General features: G+C 52.9%; 21 protein-coding genes. 18 read left to right on the top strand and 3 right to left on the bottom strand.

The window, feature by feature from the left end:
• Positions 1 to 22: 22 nt before the first annotated feature.
• The gene (locus BQ7382_RS04840) at positions 23 to 1,195 is read right to left on the bottom strand and encodes a hypothetical protein (RefSeq protein WP_077390983.1); all 1,173 of its coding nucleotides are present in this window, start codon (positions 1,193 to 1,195) and stop codon (positions 23 to 25) included.
• Between the two features lie 51 nt (positions 1,196 to 1,246).
• Positions 1,247 to 2,431 (bottom strand): M20 metallopeptidase family protein, encoded by a 1,185-nt coding sequence (locus BQ7382_RS04835; RefSeq protein WP_077390982.1) that lies wholly within the window; start codon positions 2,429 to 2,431, stop codon positions 1,247 to 1,249.
• A 212-nt stretch (positions 2,432 to 2,643) separates the two neighbouring features.
• On the opposite strand from BQ7382_RS04835, the gene BQ7382_RS04830 reads away from it, so the two are divergent.
• Entirely contained in the window at positions 2,644 to 3,534 is an 891-nt protein-coding gene (locus BQ7382_RS04830; protein ID WP_077390981.1) for a LysR family transcriptional regulator, read from the top strand.
• A gap of 53 nt (positions 3,535 to 3,587) precedes the next feature.
• Here the strand turns inward: BQ7382_RS04830 and BQ7382_RS04825 are convergent, their stop codons facing one another.
• Positions 3,588 to 5,903 (bottom strand): cation:proton antiporter, encoded by a 2,316-nt coding sequence (locus BQ7382_RS04825; protein ID WP_077390980.1) that lies wholly within the window; start codon positions 5,901 to 5,903, stop codon positions 3,588 to 3,590.
• 312 nt (positions 5,904 to 6,215) lie between these two features.
• Here BQ7382_RS04825 and rpsO point away from each other — a divergent pair, with 312 nt between their 5' ends.
• The 17 genes from rpsO (at position 6,216) to tnpA (ending at position 24,024) form a co-directional block, all read left to right on the top strand.
• Positions 6,216 to 6,482 carry a 30S ribosomal protein S15 gene (gene rpsO, locus BQ7382_RS04820; RefSeq protein WP_077390979.1) on the top strand — a complete coding sequence of 89 codons (267 nt, stop codon included), beginning with the start codon at positions 6,216 to 6,218 and terminating at the stop codon, positions 6,480 to 6,482.
• A 155-nt stretch (positions 6,483 to 6,637) separates the two neighbouring features.
• Entirely contained in the window at positions 6,638 to 8,761 is a 2,124-nt protein-coding gene (locus BQ7382_RS04815; protein ID WP_077390978.1) for a polyribonucleotide nucleotidyltransferase, read from the top strand.
• Between the two features lie 89 nt (positions 8,762 to 8,850).
• Complete coding sequence (locus BQ7382_RS04810; protein ID WP_077390977.1) at positions 8,851 to 10,143, top strand: DUF2207 family protein; 1,293 nt, start codon at positions 8,851 to 8,853, stop codon at positions 10,141 to 10,143.
• Between the two features lie 240 nt (positions 10,144 to 10,383).
• Entirely contained in the window at positions 10,384 to 10,890 is a 507-nt protein-coding gene (locus BQ7382_RS04805) for a hypothetical protein (RefSeq protein WP_144082083.1), read from the top strand.
• Positions 10,853 to 11,260, top strand: a complete 408-nt coding sequence (locus BQ7382_RS04800) for a hypothetical protein (protein ID WP_144082082.1) — start codon at positions 10,853 to 10,855, stop codon at positions 11,258 to 11,260. Before BQ7382_RS04805 ends, BQ7382_RS04800 begins: the two co-directional genes overlap by 38 nt.
• Positions 11,257 to 12,546, top strand: coding sequence for a CpaF family protein (locus BQ7382_RS04795; RefSeq protein WP_235847947.1), 1,290 nt, complete (start codon positions 11,257 to 11,259; stop codon positions 12,544 to 12,546). The genes BQ7382_RS04800 and BQ7382_RS04795 overlap by 4 nt, the downstream gene beginning before the upstream one ends.
• Before the next feature lie 14 nt (positions 12,547 to 12,560).
• Positions 12,561 to 13,301 carry a type II secretion system F family protein gene (locus BQ7382_RS04790; protein WP_077390974.1) on the top strand — a complete coding sequence of 247 codons (741 nt, stop codon included), beginning with the start codon at positions 12,561 to 12,563 and terminating at the stop codon, positions 13,299 to 13,301.
• A 5-nt stretch (positions 13,302 to 13,306) separates the two neighbouring features.
• The gene (locus BQ7382_RS04785; protein WP_144082081.1) at positions 13,307 to 14,332 is read left to right on the top strand and encodes a hypothetical protein; all 1,026 of its coding nucleotides are present in this window, start codon (positions 13,307 to 13,309) and stop codon (positions 14,330 to 14,332) included.
• Between the two features lie 46 nt (positions 14,333 to 14,378).
• On the top strand, positions 14,379 to 14,567 hold the full coding sequence (locus tag BQ7382_RS04780; RefSeq protein WP_077390972.1) for a Flp1 family type IVb pilin: 189 nt from the start codon (positions 14,379 to 14,381) through the stop codon (positions 14,565 to 14,567).
• Positions 14,567 to 14,986 carry a hypothetical protein gene (locus BQ7382_RS04775; RefSeq protein ID WP_077390971.1) on the top strand — a complete coding sequence of 140 codons (420 nt, stop codon included), beginning with the start codon at positions 14,567 to 14,569 and terminating at the stop codon, positions 14,984 to 14,986. Before BQ7382_RS04780 ends, BQ7382_RS04775 begins: the two co-directional genes overlap by 1 nt.
• On the top strand, positions 14,973 to 16,376 hold the full coding sequence (locus BQ7382_RS04770) for a DUF5702 domain-containing protein (protein WP_077390970.1): 1,404 nt from the start codon (positions 14,973 to 14,975) through the stop codon (positions 16,374 to 16,376). The genes BQ7382_RS04775 and BQ7382_RS04770 overlap by 14 nt, the downstream gene beginning before the upstream one ends.
• Positions 16,373 to 17,149, top strand: a complete 777-nt coding sequence (locus tag BQ7382_RS04765; protein ID WP_077390969.1) for a TadE/TadG family type IV pilus assembly protein — start codon at positions 16,373 to 16,375, stop codon at positions 17,147 to 17,149. Before BQ7382_RS04770 ends, BQ7382_RS04765 begins: the two co-directional genes overlap by 4 nt.
• Before the next feature lie 12 nt (positions 17,150 to 17,161).
• Positions 17,162 to 17,689, top strand: coding sequence for a DUF6382 domain-containing protein (locus BQ7382_RS04760; protein WP_077390968.1), 528 nt, complete (start codon positions 17,162 to 17,164; stop codon positions 17,687 to 17,689).
• 108 nt (positions 17,690 to 17,797) lie between these two features.
• Positions 17,798 to 19,081: a phosphopyruvate hydratase gene (gene eno, locus BQ7382_RS04755; protein WP_077390967.1), complete on the top strand. Its 1,284-nt coding sequence runs from the start codon at positions 17,798 to 17,800 to the stop codon at positions 19,079 to 19,081.
• Between the two features lie 85 nt (positions 19,082 to 19,166).
• Positions 19,167 to 21,161: a bifunctional 4-hydroxy-3-methylbut-2-enyl diphosphate reductase/30S ribosomal protein S1 gene (locus BQ7382_RS04750; protein WP_077390966.1), complete on the top strand. Its 1,995-nt coding sequence runs from the start codon at positions 19,167 to 19,169 to the stop codon at positions 21,159 to 21,161.
• A 115-nt stretch (positions 21,162 to 21,276) separates the two neighbouring features.
• The gene (gene rnr / locus BQ7382_RS04745; RefSeq protein ID WP_077390965.1) at positions 21,277 to 23,313 is read left to right on the top strand and encodes a ribonuclease R; all 2,037 of its coding nucleotides are present in this window, start codon (positions 21,277 to 21,279) and stop codon (positions 23,311 to 23,313) included.
• A gap of 225 nt (positions 23,314 to 23,538) precedes the next feature.
• Positions 23,539 to 24,024, top strand: coding sequence for an IS200/IS605 family transposase (gene tnpA, locus BQ7382_RS04740; protein WP_077390623.1), 486 nt, complete (start codon positions 23,539 to 23,541; stop codon positions 24,022 to 24,024).
• Positions 24,025 to 24,028 lie beyond the last annotated feature (4 nt).

The raw sequence follows: 24,028 nt of genomic DNA, 5'->3' as shown, positions 1-24,028 counted from the left end.
GACCCTCGCTTTTTTTGATCTTTTATGCCCATCCGGCCATGATGCCTGCGGCCAGAACGGATACGATGGATACGGAAACGAAACCGGAGATGACCATCGTAGGCACGAGATTTTCGGTGAGGATAGCCTTCTGCTCTTCGTTGTCGGCAACGGCTCTCACTACCTCTGAGGGAACGATGAGCGTTCCAGGGAATCCGAAGAGGGCGGTGACTCCCATCGCGAATGACATGTACCAGCTGAGGCCGAAGAACTTTCCGACGAGGATGGCCACCAGCGCGCAGCACGCCAGTCCTATCACGACTACCACTGCCAGAGGTGCGATCATGGAGGCGATCGTGGCAGGTGTGGTCTGGGCAAGGTTTGCGAATACGTTGGTGAGCACGGCACCTATTACGAAGGTGAATCCGTTTGCCTTAGTGAGTGAGCCTTCGTCGAGGAATCCGATCTCTCTTGCGAGTATGCCGAGTATCAGGCAGATCACAAGCATGTTCACCTTGCCGTCTGAAAGGGCGGAGAGCTTCTGTGCGATGAGTGCGACTACCGCCAGCTTGGCGATCATGAAATTAGGGCTGTTGTACTTGTCAGGCACCTGGAAGATGTTCTTTTTCTCCTTTTTGCCGTCACTGGTCTCTTTCTTCTCCTCCATGAGGGTGAGACTTCCATCCAGTATCTGCCCCTTGAGGCGCAGGGCCTCCTTCTTGCAGAGCATGGAAGCGATAGGAAATCCCACGACGCCCTGGATGACGAGCACGAGGGAGCCGAAGAGGACGATCTGAGGGCCGGCGCTCTTGAGGGCGTCAGACATGACCAGGAAGGCCACAACGCCGCCGCCAAGGATAGGAGCGCCGATGAGAGCCATGTCTCTGTTGATGATGAGCTGTCCGAGGAAGTACACGCCTGCGCAGATGGCGATCGTCGAGCAGAACACAACGACTACGGTCTTCCAGTTGGCAATGAATTCTCTCAGCTTGATGGTGGTCCCCATGTGTACCAGGAGGAGCCCAACCGTTACGGTCGCGAAGGGCTGGAGCATGGAGTCCTGGAAAATGGTCCCCGGAAGTCCCATCCAGAACATCACAGCGAAGAGCACAGATGCGACGAAGAGCATGGAGATGATAGCCTTCGTCTTAGTGGTGATCATGTCGCCTATCGCGTAAACGATCATTATTATGGTCAATGCCAGTAATCCGTCCATTTTACACCATTCTTTCTCTGCTATTACTGCAGTAACTATATTTGCCTTTCTCTACTTGTGATGGTTCTTCAGCCAGTTGAAAGCGCAGCTGCAGAAGACCGCCGTTCCGTAATACAGACCGCTCTCGTCCATCCTCAGCTTCGGATTGTGGTGGGAGAACTCGTAGCCGTCTTCAGGAGAGCCGAGACCGATGTTTCCGAAAAACACCGGTACGAACTGGCACATCTCCGCGAAGTCCTCGGACGCCGGGAGAGGAGGGATAACCGAGACCTTTTTGCAGACATCCTCTGCATAGCCGGCCATCTCTTTTGCCATTTCTGTGTCGTTGATCAGAGGGGAGACGCCTATCGGATAATCCACTGTGGCAGTGCCGCCCCACGTCTCCGCGGCGTTTCTGGCAATCGCCTCGATGCGTTGCTTGACCGCTGCCCTGTACTCGTTGCTGTACCCTCTGAGAGTTCCCTTTATCAGCGCTTCGCCGGGTATTATGTTGGCGGCGGTCCCTGATTTCATGGAGCCGATCGCGAGCACGAAGTTCTGGTCTGATGGGACGTTCAGGGCCACCAGCTGCTCAAGCTGATTGCAGATGTTCACCCCGATGCTGAGCGCTGAGATCCCTTCGTTCGGCGTGCTGCTGTGAGCTGCTCTTCCGGTGATGTGTATGTGGAATTCATCAGCGGAGGCGGAAGCCTCTCTGGCACAGTAGGAAAAATTCCCCGGTGTCGACCGGCGTGGATCAGGGTTGCCTATGTTGGCGTGGAGCGCCATCGCTGCATCCACCTTCGGATCCTCGAGGACGCCTTCATCGATCATCCTCTGGCAACCCGAGAGGATCTCTTCTCCCGCCTCAAACATGAATTTTACCGTACCTTCAAGCTCTGATTCATGTTTTTTCAGTATCTTTGCGGCGGCCAGGAGCATGGCTGTGTGGCCGTCGTGCCCGCAGGAGTGACAGACCCCCGGGTTTTTGCTGGAAAAGATCTCTCCGGACTCTTCGGTCTGTGGCAGTGCGTCCATGTCGGCTCTAAGCATGAGTACAGGTGATCCCTGTCCGACCGTGCACACGATGCCGCCTCCGAGCTCCCTTGGCTCATAGCCGCAGGCTCTCAGGCGCTCCTTGACGAAAGAGCGGGTGTTCGGAAGATCGAAACCCAGCTCCGGATCCTCGTGGATGTGCCGGCGGTTTTCAATGATCTCCGGCTGGAGCTCCTGAGCCTCCTTCAGAAAAATGTTCATTGTTGCCGCATCCTTTCTGTTTCACATTTACTTCACTGAAATTTTATTTTGAATTCAGGCAACATGGAAATAACTAGCGTTTGTCTGGTGATAATCAATTGTTATCACATCCAAGTGAACGAGGACGCAGTTCCATTGAAGGAGAAAAGCTTTTTTGCCACTCATGTGCAACTTATTGTAAAATAGCATGGAAATGATGGGAGAAGGATGTTATGGAACTGAGACAGATATATTATGTGCTGGAGATCGCAAGGCAGAAAAGCTTCCGGGGCGCCGCAAACGAGCTTTACATTACGCAGCCGGCGCTTACCAGACAGGTGAAAGCCGTTGAGGACGAACTTCAGATGAGGCTCTTCGACAGGGATACACACGGGGTATCTCTCACCAAGGATGGGGAAAAGTTCTGTGAAAGGGGCGAGGAAGTGGTAAGGGCCATGGATGCGCTTCTGGAGTCGTTCCATCAGCCGACTGCGGGTTCCCGCGTCGTGATAAACCTGGGCGTTTTCCTTTTCGTTCGCCAGGCCGGGATCCTTCCGGTGATCAACGAGTTCTTTTCCAAGAACCACAACGTGGTCGGAAACCTCAAGATCGTGGACAACCGCGAGGGAGAGGACATGCTCCGGAACAGGCGCCTCGACTTCGCCATCCTGAAGGTGGCGGATGACGGCATGACGTTCAGCGACCTGGAGTACGAAAAGCTCTTTTCCGAGCAGCTGTACGTTCTCATGAGCAGGAGCAATAAATTCGCGGGGAACAAGGCCATCAGGCCAGATGAACTGGGCGAGCTCAGGATACTCACCGGAGGGCTGGAATCCCACTACTATACCGAGATAAAGAAGTTCTTCAACAGCTCGGGGGCTGATTTCAACGTTGCCTTCATGAACGACAACGAGTGGGGCACGATGATAGACATGGTCAGGGACGATGTGGGCGTGCTCATAGCCTCAGACAGGGTCTGTCGCCATTTCTCCGGGGACGAGATAACATTCGTCCCGCTGGAGCCGAAGAAGGTGATCACCACGTATCTGGTGAGCAGCAAGGCACCGGAGCCCGGGATCAAGAGGGCCTTCAGGAGACACGTCATCGATGCACTGAAAGAATAATGTTTACGTGAAACGTCGGGCACGGATCAAAGAAAGGCATGACCTGCAGATGGTCATGCCTTTCTTTTCTTCATGGCGGCTGCGGCCATCTTTCCGACGTTGTTGTTGGAGCCTATAAGCCACATGATGTCATCTTCTTCTATCAGCATGTTCGCGTCAGGCATGGTGACCGTGTATCCGTTCTTGCGGATGCCGAGTATCATGCAGTGGCGCCTTTCCTGTATGCCGCTCTTCCTAATGGTCTTGCCGCAGAACGGCGCGTTCCCGTTCACCTTCACCGCTATGCACGCCAGCGCGCTGGCGGTATCCGGGTAGTCGGTCTCCATGAACTCTTTGAGTGTGCGGATAGGCTTGGTGCGCTCAAATCCGAGTGCGCTGTAAAAGGTGTCGATGGACTGGTAGTCGCCGACTATGTATACCTTGTCTCCCGCATACAGATGGGCACCGCCTGAAGGCATCAGTATGGCCCTCCGGCCGAGGTTGCCCAGTGCTCCCGCCTCAAGCTCCCTTTTCCGCTCTATCTTAACGACGTAAATGTTCAGGTTACGCCCCCAGGAGAGATCCTCGAGGGTTCGTCCCACGTACGGCGCGCCTGCCGGCACTATGAAGGAAACGATGCTGTAGTCCTCGTCCAGCCAGTGGCCTCTGCCCACGCGCTCCTCCTCCTGCTCTATGGTGCGCTCGTTCAGGTTCCGCAGGAACCGTGTCTCTAGCCGCAGGTAGAATGTAGATACGAAGTCAGACCTCCCCACGATCACGATCGCCAGTATTATAGTGGCAAGGAAGATCCACTGGTGCGGACCGAAAATGACGCGGATGGGAATGTACGCGATGGCGGCGATGACCGCGAGCTTCAGAACTATCATCGTGACCAGCGGAGGGCGGTTCGCCATCCGGGAGAACCACAGGTTGGTGAAGGATGCGCTGTGGAAATCGAGCATCGGTCTGATGAAGATGATCATGACTCCGTAGATCGCGACGCATGAGATGATACCCGCCGGGATCGGCGGCAGCATGAGTGCAGCCGCGGGGTACAGGAACTGCGTCCCGGCCATTGCTATCACCAGGAGCAGAGTTCCGTATATGAGCATCTTCGAGAAAAAGGACTTCAGGACCGTCGTCCAGTCTGCGTCCCTGTCGTCGCTGGCCTGGTTCCCGGAGGTGTACTCCTGGATCAGCGCGAGAAGGCTGTCCGGGATGATCTTCATGAGGATGTCGATCTCGCGGTCTGAGTTCCTGATGAGGGCAGGGGTCAGGATAATTGTGAGTATGGAGGCCGCCACGATTATCGGATACAGCGTCTCCTCCATGACGCCAAGGGAGATACCCAGAGAGGCGATGATGAAGGAAAACTCGCCTATCGGCGCAAGGCTGATGCCGCCTTTTACCGCCGTGCGGAGTTCCTGTCCGGACATGACCATGCCCACAGTGGCGAATATCAGCTTGAAGACGATCGCCAGCAGTGCGATCGGAACGATGGACTTCCAGTTTGCCGCGATCACGGAAGGGTCCACCATCATTCCAACAGAGAGAAAGAAAATGGCTCCGAAAAGATCTTTTATCCCCGAGGTGACACGGCTGACGTCTTCGGCGTGCACCGTTCCTGCGATCAGGGATCCGGCTATAAAGGCACCCAGCTCCATGGAAAAGCCAAGCCTGCTGGCAAGCAGAGCCATCGAGAAGCACAGCCCTATCGACAGGACCGCCAGCATCTCGTCGCTCATAAGATCCATGATCTTGTTCAGGACCGTAGGAAGGAGGTATATCCCGAGCAGCAGCCAGGCGACCAGGTATATCAGCATCATCGCCAGCTCCTTCAGGAGATCAGGTCCGTTGATGGTCTGGCTCACCGAAAGGGTGGACAGGACCACCATGAGAAAGATGCCGAGGATGTCCTCGACCACAAGGGAACCCATGACCAGGCCTGCGTATGGCTCGTCCTGGACGTGGAGCTCCTCAAAGCTCTTCTGTATCACGACCGTGGAGCTTATGGACAGCATCGCCCCGAGGAAAAGACTGTTCATCGTGTTCATTCCGAACAGTCTCCCCATCAGCCAGCCCATGACGAGGACCCCTGCCATCTTGACGGATGCCGAGACGATGGCGGTGCTCCCGAGCTCTGCCAGCTTCTTGATGTCAAAGTGCAGCCCGATGTGGAAAAGCAGAAAGACTACTCCGATCTCACTCCACGTGTGGATGGACTCCATGTTCTCGACGTCGAAGAACAGAGGAAAAAACGGGCTCGTCAGAAAGCCCGCAACAATGTACCCCAGGATCAGGGGCTGTTTTATCTTCTTGAAAATGATAGTAACGACGGCGGCCGTCATGAGCATGAGGGCCAGGTCGGTAATTAATGAAGGTACTTCCATAACATATTCATTATATCGGAATTTGCGGTGTGATGGAAAGCCCCGTTGACGAAAAGCCCGGATGACAGTAAAATCCCTTCCGGTGACATATGATCGATCATATACAAGGTAAAAGAAAAGAAAATGTGAGTGACAGAATGCCGTTAGATCAATTATCTGCTTTGTTTTTTTATATAATATATAAAGCGTATTCTGGACTTTACGTAATGGATATGATATATTCACTAAGCATGTTTGTACCTGAACTGCTGAGGAACGACACTCCGACGTCCCCGCCGTCCAGGTGAATTTTATGAAAAAAGGAGAAATGCAATGCTTACACCAGAGAAGAAGCAGGAGATCATCAAAGAGTACCAGACCAAAGAGGGAGACACAGGTTCCCCTGAGGTACAGGTAGCTATCCTCACTTACAGGATCAACGACCTGAACGAGCACTTCAAGAATCATCCGAAGGACTTCCATTCAAGAAGAGGACTTCTGAAGATGGTAGGTCAGAGAAGAAACCTTCTGAAGTATCTCAAGGAAGTTGACATTGAGAGATACAGAAGCCTGATCGCTCGTCTGGGACTGAGAAAGTAATAACTTTTGACATGTGGAGCGGGATGTATATCCCGCTTTATTTGTATATATCAGCATTATTCTAAATCTGGATCTAATGGATCTTACGGTGCTATGGACTGTCCGTGGCATCTGCGTGGGAGAAGGAAATTAACAGGAAGGAGTTGTTAATTAGAATGGCAAGATTCACGGATTATAAGACATTCAGAACGGCACTGGGAGGGAGACTCCTGCAGTTCGAGATCGGAAAGGTCTGCGAGCAGGCCAACGGCCAGACGACGGTGAGATATGGAGACACCGTTGTGAACTGCACCGCCACCGCTTCGAAGGAGGCAAAGGAGGATGTGGACTTTTTCCCTCTTAGCTGCAGCTATGAAGAGAAAATGTACGCCGTAGGTAAGATCCCTGGAGGATACATCAAGAGAGAGGGAAGGCCGGGCGAGAAGGCTACCCTCACCTCGAGACTCATGGACAGACCGCTGAGACCTCTTTTTCCAAAGGGCTTCAGGAACGATGTAGTCGTTGTTGCCACGGCGATGAGCGTGGATCACGACTGCTCTCCGGAGATCGCCGCAATGCTGGGTTCCTCGGTATCTCTGGCCATCTCCGACATCCCGTGGGACGGCCCTACGGCAGCAGTTGTAGTAGGAAGAGTTGACGGCGAGCTGATCATCAATCCTACTTATGAGCAGAGGATGGCATCAGACATCAACCTCACCGTTTCCGGAACGAAAGACGCCATCATGATGGTAGAGGCAGGAGCAAAGGAAGTTCCTGAGGACGAGATGCTCGACGCCATCATGTTCGGTCACGAGGAGATCAAGAAGCTCTGCGTGTTCATCGAGGAGATCGTTGCCGAGGTGGGCAAGGAAAAGATGGAATACAAGGTGTTCAAGGCTTCCGACGAGGTGGACGAGGCCGTCAGGGCTTACGCTACGGACAAGATGGTGGATGCCATCAAGACCGTAGACAAGCAGGAGCGCCTTGCCAACATGGACGCTGTCGACGCCGATACACAGGAGCACTTTGCAGAGATCTTCCCTGAGGGCTCCAAGGAAGTCGCAGACGTCCTCTACAACATAAGAAAAGAAGAAGTCCGCAGGATGATACTCGACGAGGGCATCCGTCCGGACAACAGAAAGCTCACGGAGATCAGGCCTCTCTGGTCAGAGACCGGATTCCTTCCGAGAGCCCACGGAACAGGACTTTTCAAGAGAGGCCAGACGCAGGTCCTCTCAGTCGCTACTCTGGCACCTCTCAGCGAGGCCCAGTACCTGGACAGCATCGACATCGATGTGACCAGAAAGAGATACATGCACCAGTACAACTTCCCTGGCTACTGCACAGGTGAGGCAAGAATGAGCAGATCTCCGGGAAGAAGAGAGATCGGACACGGGGCTCTCGCAGAGAGAGCGCTCCTTCCGGTGATCCCTTCAGCGGAGGAGTTCCCTTATGCCATCAGAGTGGTATCCGAGGTGCTCTCATCCAACGGATCTTCTTCTATGGCTTCCACATGCGGATCCTGCCTGGCCCTTATGGATGCCGGAGTTCCGATAAAGAAGCCTGTTTCCGGCATCGCCATGGGACTCATCGAGGGGACGAACCCTGACGGAAGCTTCCGCCATGCGATCCTCAGCGATATCCAGGGGATGGAAGACTTCTTGGGAGACATGGACTTCAAGGTGACTGGAACACCTGACGGCATCACCGCTCTCCAGATGGACATCAAGGTGCACGGCCTCTCCAGAGACATACTGGAGGAGGCTCTGAACCAGGCCAAGGTGGGAAGAGCCCATATCCTGGCTAACATGCTGGAGGAGCTGCCTGAGCCTAGAAAGGAACTTTCGCCTTATGCTCCTAGAGTTATCATGATGATGGTCGATCCTGAGAAGGTCCGCCTCGTCATCGGACCGGGAGGAAAGACCGTCAACAAGATCGTCGAGGAGACCGGCGTGAAGATCGACATCTCCGACGACAACGTAGGTCAGATCACCATCTACAGTGCGGACATGGAGAGCGCAAAGGAAGCTAAGAAGAGGATCGACCTCATCGTGAAGGACGTGGAGGTAGGCGAGACCTATCTCGGCGAGGTCAAGAGGATCATGAACTTCGGTGCCTTCATCGAGGTCCTCCCTGGAAAGGAAGGACTGCTCCACATCTCCAAGATGTCCAACCACAGGATCGACAGAGTCGAGGATGTGATGAACGTTGGAGATAAGGTAGTGGTAAAGGTCGCCGAGATCGACAATCAGGACAGGATCAACCTCGTAAGAGGAAGAGCTGAAGACATACAGGAGTAGTGCAGAACTGAACGAGACCTGGTATTGGCGGATGGCAGGGGCTGTCCGCCAATTTGTCTTTATGGGGAAGAAGAGGAAAAAAGGGAACCATGATGAGAATGATGTCAGTAACAGTGATGATGGGGAGCACAGCCATGTCGCGGGCTGCCGGCGGTCGGAGTGCCGTGCGGCTCCTCAGCGATGCCGCCGGATTCGGGAGAGCCGCGGCTCTAGTACTGCTGGCGGCCATCATAGTTCTGATCTTGCTGAAGATCATCTGGGGCCGTGAACCGGAAAACAGGACGCAGGTGGAGTATTATCCGCCGGAGGGGATAGACCCGCTGGATGCCGCCTATATCATCGACGGGTATGTGGACAGGAATGACACCCTGGCGCTCTTTTTTTACCTGAGCAGCAGGGGGTACATGACTATAACCGAGTATCTGGATGAAGAAGGAAAAAGACAATACAGTTTTGAAGCGCTGGATTTCCCGGTGGCTGAAAGCCAGGGGGTTCAGTCGTTCTTCAGGGCGCTCTTCGATATGCCTGAGAGTTCGAGGGCGGTGCCTTCAGGGGATGATGCGAAGGTCTGTCTTAGCGACGTCCGACTGCGAATGAAGAAGAACCAGCAGAAGCTGCAGCGAAGCGTCCGGAAGAGCTACAGGGGAAAGAGATCTTTCTTTTCCAAGAGCAGCAGAGGTGCGGAGTTTGCCGGGACATGCGTGTTCCTCATATCTCTGATACTTCTGGGCGCCGTAAAGGAGCTGGGCAGGACGAGCACATATACAAGATCGTTATTCAGCAACGGGGTGGCTTCCCAATGGCAGATCGCCTTTGCCGTGGCACTTGAGATCCTGCTGCCTGTGATAATGGTGCTCTCTATCCCTTCACTGGCGGCGCTGTACAGAAGGGGGCAGACGAAAAGGAGCTCGGGAAAGATCTTAGGGACCGCCATACTTGCGGCACTCTACGTGGGAGCCGCCATCTGGTACATGGATATCATCTGTTTCGGCCCTAACGGCTTTGGGAACGGGACGGTCACCACCCTTCTTCTGGTACTGCTTTGTATTGCCCCGTTTATCATAGGCAGCATGAGATCCAGGTCCCAGTGGAACAGTACGGTCAACAGCAGGTTCGGGAAATTCCGGGAGTTCGTGGAAAACGCGGACGAGGAGACCTTGCGGATGCTGATGGCCGAGGATCCGGAGTACTTTTTCGCGGTGCTGCCATATGCATATCTCTTCGGGATAACGAAGCGCTGGGCAAGAAATTTCCAGGATATAGATGTCAGTTATCCGAAGTGGTTCAAATCTGATATCAGATACAAGAGCGGGCAGGTGTTCGACGTGGTCACGATGAGCTCCATGATAAGGAACCTGGAGAACGCTTACTTCCAGGAATAAGGTCAGAACAGATCGAGAACAGGAAAACAGGGACGGGGGCCTGAGCGTAAAAGCTTGAGGTCACAGAGATCACCGGAGACACGGTCGTAGAGGGCTGCTTCACGTTTGTGGGGCGGCCTTTTCTGGTGCCGTGAAATACCGATAACAGGAAGAAAGCTCACGGGTGAAGATGTACTGCAGGGGAAAATGGCAGATGATATATTTCAGCCAGTAAGTGTCAGATGAACAAGGAGCGAGACAGTGAAACTTCATTTAGTTATGAGAGATCTGGAATTTCTGAGTGCCTTTATAGAGCTGGCCGGGCGGTCCAGCCAGGATGTGACCATGGAGATATCGGGGGGCCTGGATCCTGCGATAGATGCTGACCATAGTTTTGAGAGAGACGGGTTCATAAACGTGACGGACTACGGGATCATGGAGCTGGCCGGGAATTGCAGCCGGAGAATGATGGAGAGCACGGTATTTCTGACGGAACTGCCGGAGGACGACGGAGGCGATCCTGACAACGGTCCATACAGGATATTCAAGTATCAGAGAGTGGATTCCCTCCTGGCGGATCTCAGGTTCATCTACGGGCTCAAGGGCGGAGAGGAACCCGGGGGAGAAGGCGAGGGCACTCGGATAGCGGTGTTCTGTGACGGAGATGAGATCGCCAGCGGCAGGTTCTGCCAGATGGTGGCCAGGCAGAGATCAGAGGTTCAAACGGATGATGTACCATATAGCGTCCGGAAAAAAGATATCCTCTGATGCATTCTTCACAGAGGACAGCTACGGGGTGCATCACTTCAGGATGCCGGGTGGCATAAATCCGTTCTGCGGCATGTCCACGAGGGAGATACTGGGAGTGACGAGATGCGTCTCTGACAGGACTTTTGATGTGGTCATCTTCCACATAGGCACCGCCTGCACGAAACAGGGAGTACAGGTGATAAAGAGTTCTGGTACCAGAATATGGATCCACTCATCGGATGCCGAGGGAGAGAGGTCAGATCTTCCTGTGAGGATCCTGGGAGGAGAGGAATACGTGCGGGATCTTTGGACCATAGATGCGAGGGAGATGGGAGACCTGATAGAGCTTGCGTCGGAGGATATGATCAGAAAGATGGTGTCGGTATGAAAGGACTGCTGCAGAAGAGGATGGACGAACGCGGCGGCCGCAGGGAGAACTGCAGGAACATGAAGGAGACCGTGAGCCTGTACGGATGGGGGATCAGCGAGCTCACGAGGGATATCAAGAGGGGCCTTTCGGAGAAGGGAGCGCCTGTGGATGAAGAGGAGCTGCTCGAGATGGTGGAAGATGCCTTCTTCGGGTCGCCCATGGTGGACGAGGTGGATGTGGATCACATAAAGAACTTCATCACGGCTGTTTACCTTAGGGTCGGCTGCAAGTACGGGGTGATCCAGGATCTCCTCGAGGACGATTCGGTGAACGAGATAATGGTCAACGGGCCGGACCACATCTTTGCGGAGAGGAGGCGCAGGCTCACAGAGATCGATGATGCCTTCACCTCTCCCCAGGAGCTGGAATCACTCATCAGGCTGCTGGCATCCGAGGTGCACCGCGAGGTGAACGAGGCAAGGCCCATCGTGGACGCCAGGCTCCCGAACGGCAACAGGGTGAACGGAGTGCTGAGGAACGTGGCGCTGAACGGGCCGATACTGACCATAAGAAAATTTTACAGGGAATCCATCACGATGGACGAGATGGTATCCATGGGGACCCTCACCCAGGAGTGCAGGGATTTTCTTGCTCAGGTGGTCAGGGCCGGATACAACATATTCATATCCGGGGGAACATCCTCAGGGAAGACCACGTTCCTGAACGCTCTGTCCTCATTTATAGACGACAGGGAGCGGGTGATCATCATAGAGGACTCTTCAGAGCTCAGGATAGAGCATCTGACGAACAAGGTCCACATGGAGTGCAGAGCGGCCAATTCCATGGGAAAAGGTGAGGTGACTATGGAGCAGCTCATCCGAACCAGCCTGAGAATGCGGCCTGACAGGATAATCGTTGGAGAGGTCAGGGGCCGGGAAGTCGTGGAGATGGTCCAGGCAATGAATACGGGGCACCAGGGATCTCTCAGCACCGGTCACGGCAATGATATAAGGGGGATGCTGAACCGCCTGGAGAGCATGTACATGACCGACGGGCAGATGCCGGTGTATTCGGTGAAAAGCCAGATTGCAAATGCTATAGATCTCTTCGTGCATCTGAGGCGGGATCACAGCGGTGTCAGGCGTGTAGTGGAGATCGCGGAGCTCGTGGACTTCAACGGAAGAGACTACAATCTCAACTATCTTTTCCGGCTCTCCGGAGAGAACGGGAGGCTGGAGAGGACTGGAAGCTCGCTGGCGGACGACCAGCGGCTGAAGATCATGATGAACGAAGGGCAGCAGTAGCTGGAGAACGGGACATGGACTACAGCGTATACATTTTTTCCAGGAGAGAGAACATCATATTCTGGGGCCTTATGGTGACAGGCTCGATATTCCTGTCGCTTCTGTTTTACGGCACGCTTCTGTTCGCATTCGTGCCGATGATCTTTCACAAGAGGGTAAGAGCGTTCGCTGCAGAGGAACTGATGAAGAGGAGGAATGCCAGATTTCTGGAGGAATTCAAGGACCTGCTCTTCATCCTGTCCACGTCTGTGGGCGCCGGCAGGGGCATAGGAGAAGGACTTGTGGAATCCATGCCGAGCATGCGTGACATCCACGGTGAGGATTCTCTCATGTACAGAGAACTTCTGATCATGAAAGACCGCCTGCAGGTGGGGAAAGAGGACGAGATACAGGTGCTCATGGATCTCGGGGCGAAGACCGGATTCGAGGACGTTCTGGACTTTGTCACCGTGTGCAGGATATGCCGGTCCACTGGAGGAAACCTGGTGCTGGCACTGAACAAGGCAGCGTCGGTGATAATCGAGAAGATGACCATAGAAAACGAGATAAACGGGATAATAAGCAGAAAAGAGAAGGAAGGCTTCATGATCTTTGCGATGCCGATAGCTGTGATACTTTTCCTCGATCTGATGGCAGGCGATTATGTTGATCCCCTCTATTCCACGATACACGGAAGGCTGATCATGACAGGGGTGATAGCGGCGGACATCGGATTGTACGGGATGATCAGGAAGATCATCAGGGTGAGAATATGAAAGAGATGGCTGGAAAACTCAAAAGGTTTTGCGTGGAACTAGCCGGAATGGCCGGCATGGGCGCCGTGAGCGATGAGACCAGAAAAAAGATGTATACCATCTTGTTGGTCACTTCTCTTCTGATGGCACTTGCGATGGGAAAGGGCATGGCGGCCGGCCGAAAGTATGTCTTTGACGACAGGGGAAGGCTTGTCGGCGTCAGCAGGGAGAATGTGAATGACTCAGCGGAGTTTTCCCTGAGGGCAGAGGTAACAGGCGATTTCGGAAAGGTGGAAAAGGATGTGCAGTTCCGCCCGAAGGTCGCCGACGGCGGTGATGGGGAAGGTTCCTCGGCGCATGAAGGAGACGCGGGCCGGGCGGTGTCCGCCGAGATAGACCACATGGTGAGAGACGCTGAAGACAGCACAAGGAAGAGGATAATGCTCCCTCTCAGGCTGGAGGACGGCACGGCGATAAAGTGGAGCCACAGGGACAGGGACTGGGAACTGTTCGTGCTTTTCCCCGTGACCGGCGCCGTTCTTGCCTTCATGACCGGCCGCAGAGATGCGGAGGAGCATAAAAAGCAGGAAAAGGAACAGCGACGGGAGATCGTCCTGGAGCTTCCGAGGTTCACGAATCAGCTGATGCTGATGATGAACGGCGGGATGATCCTGAGAGACGCATTCACCGCAATATGCGAGAGCTACGATATGGAAGGGGATCAGATGACCTTTTTCCAGAGAGAGCTGGTAAAGCTGAAGAAGTCCAACGACAGGGATCGCGTGAGCACCTCCGAGCTGATAAACGAACTGGCGGAGAAGTATGGCGTCAAGGAGCTGATGAGAGTGGCGTCGATCCTGAAAGAAAACGAGAGAAAGGGGGCTGATATCATACAGAGTCTTGACCATGAGGGGAGATATCTGTGGGAGAACAGGAAGAACATGGCACGAGAGCACGGCAAGCTGATGGAGATGAAAATGGCGTATCCCCTGGGGCTGCTGCTGGTGGTGCTCATCGCCGTGACGATGGCGCCGGCAATGCTGGGAATGTAGGAATTCGTTTGATAATGGAATGTGAAAAGAGAAATGGAGAGACGTTATGAGGAACATGATCAGACTATCTGGTGCGGCAAGAGCCGTGAAGTCGTTGAACAACAAAAGAGGAATGGAGATGGTGCAGGTGGCCATTCTTGTCGCTATCGCGGTCGCCATAGGGATCATCTTCAAGACGGAGATAACCGATTTCGTAAATGAGACGTTCAAGAATCTGGACGCCAGCAAATTCTGATGAAAAAGGAAAGCGAAGGAGATCACATCAGGGGAGGTCGCAGAAGCGTGCGTAACGGTGGTATTTATCGCAGCCTTGTGGAGATCCTGCGCAGAAGAAACGGATCTCAGATGGTCGAGGCCAGCATAGTCCTCCCTCTCGTGATCCTGGTCGCGATGCTGCTCATCAGGGTGATGGTGTTCTACATGGAGATACTCTGCGCTGGGGTGAGGCTTCACGGAAATACCATCGCCGAACAGACCGACCGGCTGGATATCACGATAAAAAGAAATGTGAGGGAAGACCGGGCGGATCTTGCCCCTGGAGGTGTATTGAGGCATTCCCCGGGGAAAGACCTGAAGTCGGAGTGGTACCTCATAAATTTCGATCAGCAGGTCAGAGCGAGAGTGCTGGTGAAAGATCCGGATGAAGAGAAGTGAGGATGCCATGTCCGGGATCACAGGGAACAAAAGAGGATCGGCAGCTGTATTTCTCGCCATCCTGATAGTCGCATTCGCCGCCGCCCTCGTAGTGGTGATCCAGGTGGCAAGGGAACTTACGGTGCACAGCGAAAGCAGGGCGTTTTCCATCGTATGGGCCAGGGGGATCCTTTCAGAATACGATGTCTATCTGCTCCGCGATTATGGCCTTATGGCCTATCAGGGGGACGATGAGCAGGTGGGCAGGAAGGTGGAGACATACATGGAATACTCCATGGCCAGCAGGCTCAACTCAAAGCTCCAGGGAGCCGAAGCGGAACTCGGTGGAATGGAGCTGGGCGATCCGGAGAATTTCAGGAAGGCCATGAAGCTTTCACTTGGGATGGAAACGGGAAAGAAGCTGCTGTCAAAGGGAAGAACAAAAAGACCAACCGTGGAGGATCGGCCCTTTACCGGTGTGACGGATGGGACATTCGTCGGTGGCGATGTGCCTGAGTCCATGGCTCAGGAAAAAGTGGAGACGGTCGAAGGATACAGGTACATCAGCAATCCGGTGATATTGAGGACGCTTCCATCGCATGGCCATCAGGGCAGGTTCAGCGGGAGCAGAGCCAGGGAGATCCTGAAGGATTCCAGATCCGGAGACGTGCTTAGCGGGGTCGCCGGAAATGCCGCGATGGACATGCTGTTCATAAGCAACAATCTCGGAAGCCATCTGTACGGTCCCGATGGAAAAAAATCGTATTTCAGAAACGAATGGGAATACGTGGCGGCGGGAAAGCCCTCGGATCCCCAGAACCTCGGGGCAGTCCAGAGAAGGCTTTTTCTCTTGAGGAACGCGGTAAACCTTGCATACCTGTACACGGACCAGGAAAAGATGGAGCTGACTCTGTCCATAGCCGAGGTGATCTCTCCCGGGGCGGGACCGGCCGTTCAGCTGATCCTGCTGGAGCTCTGGGCCGCAGCGGAATCCTACAAGGATGTGGAAACCCTGTTGGACGACGGCAGGGTGCCTGCAATGAAAACAAAGGAGACGTGGCAGACCGACCTTAAGGGCATCCTGGAGGGTGACGCCTTCAGGGGAAAGCTGGGGGAGGAGGGCCGCAAGGCTCTCGATGAAAACGCTGAGACCATCGGAGAGATGAGCGAAGCCGGAGGCGCGGGGGGCAGCGGCAGCATCAGGGATGGCCTTACGTATGAAGACCACCTTAAGGTGCTGATCCTGGCCGTGGACGAAAGGGTGAGGCTGTTAAGGATCATGGACATAGTCCAGATCAACATGAAATACAGATATTACAGGGACTTCAATATGGACGAATACTACACTGGTGTGCGGTTCACGGTAAAGACCAACGGCAGGGACTACACGGTGGAGGAAGAGTACAGATGAAAAGAGTACACATGAAGGAGAGGATCCTGAAAAACATATCTGGAAGCTACCTGGTGGAGGGAGCTATCTGCCTGCCGCTGTTCATAATTGGGATCGTGACTTTTCTGTCGGTGATACTCATGTATGCCGCCGTGGAGAACGCAAACTATGTGGGTGCAGACGAGATGCGCAGGGCAATGGCTGAAGCGGGGGTATTCCCTTCTCACATCACGGCATCACGGCGGATCAAAAACAGGATGATGGAGTACAGCCACCTTGTGGAGTCGGCGTCGATCAGGGATCTCCGCTTCAGGACTGAATACATGGGAATAGACGAGGCCATAGCCATCTCGGCAGACATGGAGCTAAGAGCCAGCAATCCCATGAACTTCATGTCATCGGCCCGCTACAGGATGTCTGTGATGAGCAGGGCATACGTGGGGAGAAAAAGGCCTTTGAAACCCGCGACAGACGGCGACATGCAGGACAAAAACGCTGCGGGAGTCTATGTTTTCCCAAAAAGAGGAGAAAAATACCACAGAGACGGATGCACCTTTATGAAGGCAGGTACCGTCACCAGGAGCCTCGACCCATATGTGCGGAAACAGTACAAAGGCTGTCCCGTTTGCCGAAGCGGAAGGGCGAAGGATGGCACGACCGTGTATATTTTTCCTAAGTACGGGGAAGGATACCATCTTAAGTCCTGCGGGGTCCTGAACAGAAGATACATGGAGATGGAGAAGGAGACGGCTCTTGAAAGGGGGTATACTCCCTGCAGCAAGTGCGGCGGATAGGGAGGTTCGAAGATGAAAAAGTGGCTAAAGCAGGAGATAACCGGATACAACATGCCAATGTATCTGAACGACATCCTGACGGGAAATTACAGCAGGAATTTCCTGAGGATGAGTATCATAAGAGACGGTGATGCGTATATGTTCACATATGATACCGGGAATTTCAGGAAGCTCCGTGTGTGCGACCTCGACGTACAGGGAAAGCTGAAGCTGGTGAAGGGGCTGATCGAGATCAGCGATGAGAATGAGAACTACCTGGTGATGGCGCGAAAGTATCTGCTGGAACCAGAGCTCATATATTGCAGCGGCAACAGCGTGGATAAGGACAGGATGAGGATACTGTTCTACCCGGATTTCAACGAGACAGACTTTGAGGACAAGCTCGTGCTCTTTATAGACAGGATCACGGACAGGAGGAACAGCGCGGAGGCAGAAGAAATGGAGCGCCTGAAAGAGGTGGTCAGGAACGGGGACAGGCTCCGGCTCCTCCGCCACCTGGACAAGAGGATAAGCCGTCTGAGCCCCAGGGTCGAAAATTAGTTCATCTTGTTAGCGTTTCACTTTGAGTGTATAATCCATGAAGTGAGAAAAATCAATAGAAAGGCGAAATCAAGCCCTCATCTTCATCAATGTAAAGGAGAAATACACATGTGGACTAAGATCGTTGACGTTATTGGCCGCGAGATCCTTGATTCGAGGGGCAACCCTACCGTTGAGGCGGAGATCCATCTTGAGGACGGGACCGTAGGATACGGAGATACTCCAAGCGGAGCATCCACAGGTATTTATGAGGCCCTGGAGCTGAGAGACGGTGACAAGACCCGTTACGGCGGAAAGGGCGTTACAAAGGCAGTTTCTTTTGTCAATAACGAGATAAGAGACCTGCTCATCGGAGAGGACGCATCGGACGTCTTCAGTATCGAGAGAAAGATGATGGCGCTGGACGGCACGAAAGACAAGAGCCGCTTCGGAGCGAACGCCATTCTGGCAGTTTCTCTGGGATGTGCGAAGGCCGCTGCTGCATCTCTCGGTATCCCTCTTTACAGATTCTTCGGCGGGATCAACGGAACGTCTCTTCCTGTGCCTATGATGAACATCCTGAACGGCGGAGAGCATGCATCGAACACCGTCGATGTCCAGGAGTTCATGATCATGCCGGTAGGAGCGCCTACGTTCAAGGAAGCCCTCAGATGGTGCGCAGAGGTGTATCACCAGCTGGGAAAGGATCTGAAAAAGGAAGGATACTCCGCGGCAGTGGGAGATGAGGGCGGATATGCTCCTAACCTGAAAGATGAGTTCCAGGTGCTGGACTACATGGTCGCCGCCATCAAGAACTCCGGGTATGAGCCGGGGACCGATTTCGTCATCGCCATAGATGCGGCAGCCAGCGGCTGGAAGACAAATGAGAAGGGCGTCTACAAGATGCCTAAGTCCGGAAGGACATTTACATCGGCTGAGCTCGTGGAGAATTGGGAGAAGTTCTGCGATCAGTATCCTATCGCATCCATCGAGGACGGAATGGACGAAGAAGACTGGGACGGCTGGAAGCTGATGACGGAGAAGCTGGGAGACAAGATCCAGATCGTCGGAGATGACCTGTTCGTGACGAATCCTGAGCGCTTTGCTAAGGGCATCAAGCTGGGATGCGCAAACGCGATACTCATCAAGCTCAACCAGATCGGAAGCATCTCCGAGACTCTGGAGACAATCGCTCTGGCAAAGAAGAACGGCTACAACACCATCGTTTCCCACCGTTCCGGAGAGACAGAGGACACGACTATCGCAGATCTTGTAGTCGGTGTCAACGCATATCAGATCAAGACCGGAGCTCCTGCCAGGACCGAACGAGTTGCGAAGTACAACCAGCTGCTCAGGATCGAGGAGGACCTTGGGGATTCCGCAGACTATATCGGAAGCAGATTGTTCGATTAAGAGGAACGGATGTCAGGTATCGATACCTGAGAATTTTACCGGGCGGCGCTGCTGCCCGGATATTTTAGAATCAGGAGATTTTGGCTTGGAAATAATTACAGCAGATCATGCAGGCTTTTGCTTTGGCGTCAGAAGAGCGATCGAGCTTACGGAGGAACAGATCCGCCTGAACAACGAAAGACCCGATGATAAGAAGATCAGTCTTTATACCTGCGGGCAGCTCATACACAACAGAGCCGTGACGGAGCGCCTGAGAGAGAACGGCGTTGGAGAGATCCAGAGCATCGACCAGGCTGGGCCTGGCGACACAATAATCATAAGATCTCACGGTGAACCGGAGGAATTTTATAAAAAGGCCGAAGCCATAGGCGTGAATCTTGTGGACACCACATGTGTATTCGTAGGCAGGATCCATCAACTGGTCCATCAGGCTGCGGAAGAAGGCAGGAAGGTGATCATCGTTGGAAGCAGGGATCATCAGGAGGTGATCGCCACAAACGGCTGGTGTCAGTGGAAGGGAGTGATCATCCAGGATGTTGAAGAGGCGGAAAAGTGGGCTGAAAATTTTGAACAGGGACAGGATGATGGACTGCCGCTGATAGTTTGCCAGACCACGATAAGGAGAGAGCTCCTGGATGACATTCTGAGGGTCCTTGATAGATACGAGATCAGATATGAACTGAAAAATACCATTTGCAATGCCACGAGGGAGAGGCAGGATGCCTGTGCCAGGCTGGCCGCAGAAGTGGACATGATGGTCGTTATCGGCGATCCCAACAGCTCCAATTCAAAAAAGCTTTACGAAATCGCAAAAAAATATTGCAAACACGCCGTTTTTGTGCGAGATATTTCTGATTTAGAGTTGAAAGAAGTGCACAAATATAATAGAATAGGCATTACCGCAGGTGCATCTACGCCTGCATGGATTATTAAGGAGGTTATTTCCAGTATGAGCCAGAATGTTATTACTGACGAAAAGAACCCTATGTTTGACTACATGGATCAGATCGAGGATTCTCTGCGTCTTCCGAAGCCAGGAGAGATCGTAGAGGGCGAGGTCATCGATGTACTCGATAATGAAGTCATCATCAACATGGGATGCAAGAAGGACGGAATCCTGCGCAAGGACGAGGTGACCCTTGAGGAAGGCCAGAAGCTTTCTGATGTCTTCAAGGTGGGAGATACGGTCGAGGCCAAGGTGATGAAGTCCGATGAAGGAGACGGAGGGATCTCCCTCTCCAAGAAGAAGCTTGAGATGAACGAGAACTACAAGGAGCTCAAGGAGTTCATGGAGAACAAGGAGTCCATCAACGTAGAGTTCATCAGAGCGGTAAACGGCGGCGTAATCGCACAGTATAAGCAGGTCACAGGATTCATTCCAATGTCCCAGCTCTCCGACAGATATGTTGAGAAGGCAGATGAGTTCATCGGCCAGAGAGCAGATGTCAAGGTCATCAGGGTCGATGATAGACGCAACAGGGCTGTTTTCTCCAGAAAGGCTGTACTGGTTGAAGAGAAGCGCAAGCAGGTGGAGGAGATCTGGGCTAACCTGAACGTTGGAGACATCGTTGAGGGTAAGGTCATGAGATTCACCGACTACGGCGCGTTCGTAGATATCGGCGGTGTAGACGGACTGCTCCACATTTCCGAGATCAGCTGGGGCAAGCTCAAGCACCCTCAGGAGGTTCTGTCTATCGGTGACATCATCAACGTCAAAATCCTCGCTCTGAACGAGGAGAAGGGCAAGATCTCCCTGGGCCTGAAGCAGACTCAGCCGGAGCCATGGTCTCTCGTCGGCACAAAGTATGTCGTTGGACAGGTCATCGAAGGCAAGGTCGTTCAGATCAAGGAGTATGGTGCTTTTGTTGAGCTGGAGGCAGGACTTGACGGTCTTGTCCACATCTCAGAGATCGCCAACAAGAGGGTTGACAGCGTAAGCGATGAGCTTCAGGTCGGACAGGTCATCAAGGCCAAGATTATGGATATCGATACTGATAGACACAGGATCAGCCTGAGCATCAAGGCAACTCTTTCCGATGACGAAGATGATGCAGAGGAAGAGACAGCAGAGGAGAATTAATCGGATTCTTCCAGAGGGTCGGTTTTCCGACCCTCTGTTTTTTAGTTGCGGTAACGTGATCACCCGGTAAAACAAAGGTAAAATAAAGTTAAAGTGCCTCCTTAAGGAGTAATCGATGGCTAAGAAGAAAGAAAAGCAAAACAGAAACAGAGGAGCATCTGGAAGAGAAGGCGGATCATATCGCCGCAGAACAGGCTCCAGAAACAGATCGAAAAAGTGCACGGCCGAAGGTCTCATTGAGAAAACGAAGAGAGGTTTCGGGTTCCTCATTCAGGAAGACGAAGATATTTTTATCCCCCGCTCACGTATGAATGGCGCAATGGATGGGGACATGGTGCGCGTGGAGTACAGAGACAGCGACAGCAACGGCAAAAGAGAAGGCAGGGTGATCAAGATCCTGCAGAGAAATACCACAACTGTCATAGGCCGCCTGGAAAAAATAGATCACCGTGGATATGTGATACCCCTGGGGCGTCACGGAAGAGAGGCAGTTTATATAGAAAAAGGCCATTTTGCTAAGTCTGCCAACGGTGATATCGTGGAGGCCAAGATAACGAAATATCCGGATGAAGATGATATTCCACGAGGAAAAGTCAAGCAGATCATCGCGAGGGAAGGCGCGGCTGATGCGGAGACACTGGGTCTTATCAGGAGCTACGGGATTCGCCAGGAATTCGGTGATAAGTCTGTAAAACAGGCAAAAGCCCTGGAGCAGGATTTCAGAAACAGGCAGGCTGAAGGTGTGAGCATTTCTCCTGGATCCGACAGGAGAGACCTGAGAGAACTTCCGATAGTTACCATAGACGGTGCTCACTCCAAGGATTTCGACGATGCGGTATCATTGGAAAAGCTGGGAGATGGATGTCGTCTTTACGTGCATATCGCAGACGTTGCGGAGTACGTGACAGAGGGTAGCCCACTGGACAAAGAGGCACTGAAGAGGGGCAACAGTGTCTATCTGCTCGACAGAGTTATACCGATGCTTCCGGAGCAGCTTTCCAACGGCATATGCAGCCTTAATCCCCACGAGGACAGACTGACTCTGACCTGTCAGGTGGATCTTGACGAGAGGGGCAAGGTAGTTGACCATGAGATCTACGAGAGCATTATTCGCTCCGATGAGAGACTGGTCTATGACGACGTGTCAGACCTGCTTGAACACGGAGATCCCGACCTCAAGAAGAGATACGTGAACATATATCCTATGCTCCTTGCAATGAGGGATCTTGCAGAGGTACTCCACAAGAGGAGGATGAGGAACGGCAGCATTGACTTCGATTTCAGCGAGGCTGAGATCATCCTGGACGAAGAGGGCCATGCCTCCGACATCAGGCTGGTGGAAAGACGCACGGCAAACCGTATGATAGAAGAGTTCATGCTCATGGCCAACAAGGTGGTGGCAGAACACTTCTTCTGGACGAGATATCCTTTCCTGTACAGGGTCCATGAAAAGCCGGATCCCGGAAAGATCTCCGACCTGAGAGATTTTCTGAGGAGTTTTGGTATAGAGATCCCGAGCAGGTCCGACGCGGTCGCGCCAAAGGATCTGGCGGCGGTCATCAGAAGAGTGTCAGGTACCCCACAGGAGAACGTGGTGAGCCGCGTCATCATAAGGACGATGCAGAAGGCGGATTATCGCACAGAGTGCCTCGGACACTTCGGCCTTGCCTTCAGATACTATACTCACTTCACGTCACCTATACGCCGGTATTCAGACCTTTTCATACACAGGATAATAAAAGACAGACTCCACAGCAGCGACAGGGAGTTTAAGGAACACCAGGAACACTACAAGGAGATAGCCGACGGCGTGGCATCGCAGGTGTCTGCGACGGAGAGGAACACTCTTGAGCTGGAGAGGGAAGTGGAAAAGGCCGCCAAGGTGGATTACATGTCAGACAAGACCGGCTTGAAGTTCGACGGCATCGTCAGCGGCGTGACAGCCAACGGGCTTTATGTGGAGCTGGAGAATACCGTCGAGGGCTTCGTCAAATACGACACCCTCACAGGCTTCTTTGTTTATGACGAAAAGAACTACCGCGCTATCAACGAGGGAAGCGGCATCAGCTACGCTCTGGGTGATCCGGTACAGATAAAGGTGACCGCCGTGGATACCATAGATAAGCTCATAGATTTTGAGATAGTGGGCTGATACGGCGTCGATGGCGGCGTGTACTGGCGATACCTGCAAAAGACAGATCGGTAAATAAAAAAAGCAGCGACTCGATCAGTCGTTGCTTTTTGTTGTGATCTTTAGTGTAAAAAAACCACCGGCTAAGCCGGTGGAGTAAGAAGCTTTAGCTTCAAGAAAAAACCTCCTGTGATATCATGAATGAGGCTTCCAACCGCACTCATGTAACAAAGGAGGAATAAATCGATGGGTAATATTACCAAAACCGACATCAATAGTTTAACACATTCGAAGTGGCGGTGTCAGTATCACGTAGTGTTTGCGCCGAAGTACAGGAGACAAATTATCTACGGAAAAATAAAAGAGGATATTGGCAAGATACTTAGGCAGTTGTGTGATCAGAAAGGCATAGAAATAATAGAAGCGGAGTTGTGCCCTGATCATGTACACATGCTGATATCAATTCCGCCAAAATACAGCGTATCGCAAGTGATGGGATATCTGAAGGGAAAAAGCTCACTGATGATATTCGACAGACATGCGAATATGAAATATCGGTATGGGAACAGGCATTTCTGGTGCCGTGGCTATTATGTCGATACAGTTGGCAGAAACAAAAAGGCAATCGCAGAATACATACGAAACCAACTGCAAGAAGATATCGCAAATGATCAATTAACATTGAAGGAGTACATAGACCCGTTCACGGGTAGCAAGAATACGAAGGCATAATAAA

The organism is Mobilibacterium timonense (assembly GCF_900155555.1).
Lineage (GTDB): Bacteria > Bacillota > Clostridia > Peptostreptococcales > Anaerovoracaceae > Allobaileyella > Allobaileyella timonense.
The sequence above is the reverse complement of the archived record's forward strand: the minus strand, read 5'-3'. Positions and strand labels throughout refer to the sequence as shown.

Coding starts and splice junctions, on each gene's coding strand:
- BQ7382_RS04840 (WP_077390983.1), bottom strand. CDS start 1,195: ATGGACGGATTACTGGCATTGACCATAATAATGATCGTTTACGCGATA.
- rnr (WP_077390965.1), top strand. CDS start 21,277: ATGGCTAAGAAGAAAGAAAAGCAAAACAGAAACAGAGGAGCATCTGGA.
- rpsO (WP_077390979.1), top strand. CDS start 6,216: ATGCTTACACCAGAGAAGAAGCAGGAGATCATCAAAGAGTACCAGACC.
- BQ7382_RS04760 (WP_077390968.1), top strand. CDS start 17,162: ATGAAAAAGTGGCTAAAGCAGGAGATAACCGGATACAACATGCCAATG.
- BQ7382_RS04830 (WP_077390981.1), top strand. CDS start 2,644: ATGGAACTGAGACAGATATATTATGTGCTGGAGATCGCAAGGCAGAAA.
- BQ7382_RS04795 (WP_235847947.1), top strand. CDS start 11,257: ATGAAAGGACTGCTGCAGAAGAGGATGGACGAACGCGGCGGCCGCAGG.
- eno (WP_077390967.1), top strand. CDS start 17,798: ATGTGGACTAAGATCGTTGACGTTATTGGCCGCGAGATCCTTGATTCG.
- tnpA (WP_077390623.1), top strand. CDS start 23,539: ATGGGTAATATTACCAAAACCGACATCAATAGTTTAACACATTCGAAG.
- BQ7382_RS04785 (WP_144082081.1), top strand. CDS start 13,307: ATGGCTGGAAAACTCAAAAGGTTTTGCGTGGAACTAGCCGGAATGGCC.
- BQ7382_RS04810 (WP_077390977.1), top strand. CDS start 8,851: ATGATGAGAATGATGTCAGTAACAGTGATGATGGGGAGCACAGCCATG.
- BQ7382_RS04780 (WP_077390972.1), top strand. CDS start 14,379: ATGAGGAACATGATCAGACTATCTGGTGCGGCAAGAGCCGTGAAGTCG.
- BQ7382_RS04790 (WP_077390974.1), top strand. CDS start 12,561: ATGGACTACAGCGTATACATTTTTTCCAGGAGAGAGAACATCATATTC.
- BQ7382_RS04815 (WP_077390978.1), top strand. CDS start 6,638: ATGGCAAGATTCACGGATTATAAGACATTCAGAACGGCACTGGGAGGG.
- BQ7382_RS04825 (WP_077390980.1), bottom strand. CDS start 5,903: ATGGAAGTACCTTCATTAATTACCGACCTGGCCCTCATGCTCATGACG.
- BQ7382_RS04775 (WP_077390971.1), top strand. CDS start 14,567: ATGAAAAAGGAAAGCGAAGGAGATCACATCAGGGGAGGTCGCAGAAGC.
- BQ7382_RS04800 (WP_144082082.1), top strand. CDS start 10,853: ATGTACCATATAGCGTCCGGAAAAAAGATATCCTCTGATGCATTCTTC.
- BQ7382_RS04770 (WP_077390970.1), top strand. CDS start 14,973: ATGAAGAGAAGTGAGGATGCCATGTCCGGGATCACAGGGAACAAAAGA.
- BQ7382_RS04765 (WP_077390969.1), top strand. CDS start 16,373: ATGAAAAGAGTACACATGAAGGAGAGGATCCTGAAAAACATATCTGGA.
- BQ7382_RS04835 (WP_077390982.1), bottom strand. CDS start 2,431: ATGAACATTTTTCTGAAGGAGGCTCAGGAGCTCCAGCCGGAGATCATT.